The following is a 2,080-nucleotide window of genomic DNA, read 5'->3' as shown; positions in this document are numbered from 1 at the left end:
TGTGCATGATGGCAGCTAATTGCTTAGAAATAATATCGTCCAAACGAGTAATTGCCTTGTTAAAAGTCACTGTGAGGTTTTTATCCCATTGCACAGTGCCTTTCAAGGCCTCTTCCGTTAATGAACGAATAAGCTCTTCAGCACGCGAAGAATCGGTTTGCTTGGTTGCAAAAATGGCCTGCTCTAAAATAGAAACACTTTGTGCTTGTTCTTCAGATACAGCATCTAATGACGCAGCTTCCATGCTCATTATTCCGCTCCTTTGAGGTTAAGTTCACCAGCTAATCTATCTAGGCTGGTTGTGTTATTTAACACTTCTTCTAAGATATTTTCGAGATTCTCAGAACGATCAACTTTGGTCATCAAATCACGGAGTTTGTTGCGGGTTTCCATTAATTTTTTCAATGGTTCAACCTGATTAACAATAGCTGCAGGCTCGAAGTCTTCGATGCTGCTAAATTGTAATGCTACCTTCATTTCAGTATCATCACCGGCAAGCGTGTTAGGTACTGAAATGTTTAATTGGGGACTCATCCGCTTTAATACATCATTGAAGTTGTCGCGATCGATTTGCACAAAACGGCGGTCTTTCAATGGCTTTAAATCTGCGGTGTTGTGTCCAGTAAAATCACCCGTAACACCGATAACAAAAGGCAGTTCTTTTTTTACAACTGTACCTTCTGTTTCAACATCGTAGGTAATATGAACACGAGGTTTTCTTACTCGCTTTAATTTATCATGTACACTCATATGAACTCCTTTCAATAATATGTTGAGTAATTAACTACAGATCAATCTTCCGTTTTTATTCCAGATAACTTGAAGAAACCATTCCTTGCTTCACCATCTTGGATTAATTCTTGTAACAACTCAGGCAAACTGAGATCACTCCAACGAATAACTTGTTCAATAGCATAAGACATAGGCGAATGCGGTTCGGTTCGTCTAAAAAAGTCCGCTATCGTTTCAAGGTTATTAATGGCTTGTGCTCTTGAGTTAAGCTGGCCATCGACACCTGATGACGTTGTGCTGTGCTCATTACTGTCGCTGTGTTGCTCTTCTTCGTGATGTTGTTCTTGTTCAAGTTTTGTTTTGTTTTTTGCAATAATTGGCGCTGTTATCGTGCTGATTTGCAACGCACATGCTTCTAATGCCTTGCGAATATAACTTGTAGGCTGTGGCTCACCGCTCATTGCTGCATCCATGGCAGCAGATAGCTTGCTAAAAGCTGCCATGGCATCTTGCACATCTCGGTCTAATTCAATAAAAAAACTGTCTGAGGTTTCTCTAATGCTATGTTCGACATCTTCAAGTGATACAGAACCTGAATCAAAACGCTTTTCTTGCTTGTCTTTATCTAAACGACTGGTGTCTAAAGCTTGTTCATATTGCCAAGTAGAATAAATAACACCACCATCAGTTATTGGGATCGTTCTGATTGGATGAATTAAAGAACCTTCGCTTTCGATACCGTTTAAACCAATGAGCGGCGCAATGCGCTCAGCTAAATCATTTGGCTCAGGGGTGGGATAGATAGTGTCCCAATAGCGCTCAACTAGCTCTGTGGCTAGAGTGAAACCAAAATAAAGTCCTTTAAAGCCATATAACCTACAGGCGGCCTCTATAAACCAAGCAACATATTCAATATCTTTTGATTGTTGTTTTAAAATGTCAGGGACTTGTTCAAAAATTGGTCGCCATTCAACTGCAACTGACAATACATCTTCTTCGTCTGTCAGTGCTTTACGTTCTCTAGAACGTGCAATATTTCGCACGTCTTTAAGTAAATAATAAGTTGATGTCGGGCTTATATCTTCACGAGGATCAACTCCTGACTCCGCATCAATAGAAATGGGAAGAATTAATTCATCAATTGTTAAATTCTTTAGCTTACTCAATCTAATTCAATCCCTGAATAAAAACGATTAATTTACAATAATAAAAGTATAGAACTTCAAAAACAATACTTATTGGCCTTTAATAGAAGCAAAAGACAATATAATGCCAATAACTAATCACAATGGATAATCATAAAAATTAAATACATCCAAAATGATTACACCCGATGTAATTACATTTA

2 protein-coding genes and 1 pseudogene are annotated in these 2,080 nt (G+C 38.4%); all 3 read right to left on the bottom strand.

From position 1 onward, the window contains the following. A pseudogene (locus tag CXF78_RS15105) lies at positions 1 to 250 on the bottom strand (type VI secretion system contractile sheath large subunit); the annotation flags it as partial. Beyond that, the gene (tssB, locus tag CXF78_RS15100; RefSeq protein WP_011637823.1) at positions 250 to 750 is read right to left on the bottom strand and encodes a type VI secretion system contractile sheath small subunit; all 501 of its coding nucleotides are present in this window, start codon (positions 748 to 750) and stop codon (positions 250 to 252) included. The pseudogene CXF78_RS15105 and the gene tssB, both read right to left, overlap by 1 nt. A gap of 41 nt (positions 751 to 791) precedes the next feature. Then, positions 792 to 1,898, bottom strand: a complete 1,107-nt coding sequence (tssA, locus tag CXF78_RS15095) for a type VI secretion system protein TssA (protein WP_102037258.1) — start codon at positions 1,896 to 1,898, stop codon at positions 792 to 794. Between the last annotated feature and the right edge of the window lie 182 nt (positions 1,899 to 2,080).

Origin of the sequence: Shewanella sp. 11B5, assembly GCF_002836795.1 — a bacterium.
GTDB lineage: Bacteria > Pseudomonadota > Gammaproteobacteria > Enterobacterales > Shewanellaceae > Shewanella > Shewanella frigidimarina.
Note: the sequence above shows the minus strand (reverse complement) of the source record. Positions and strands in the feature narration are given on the sequence as shown.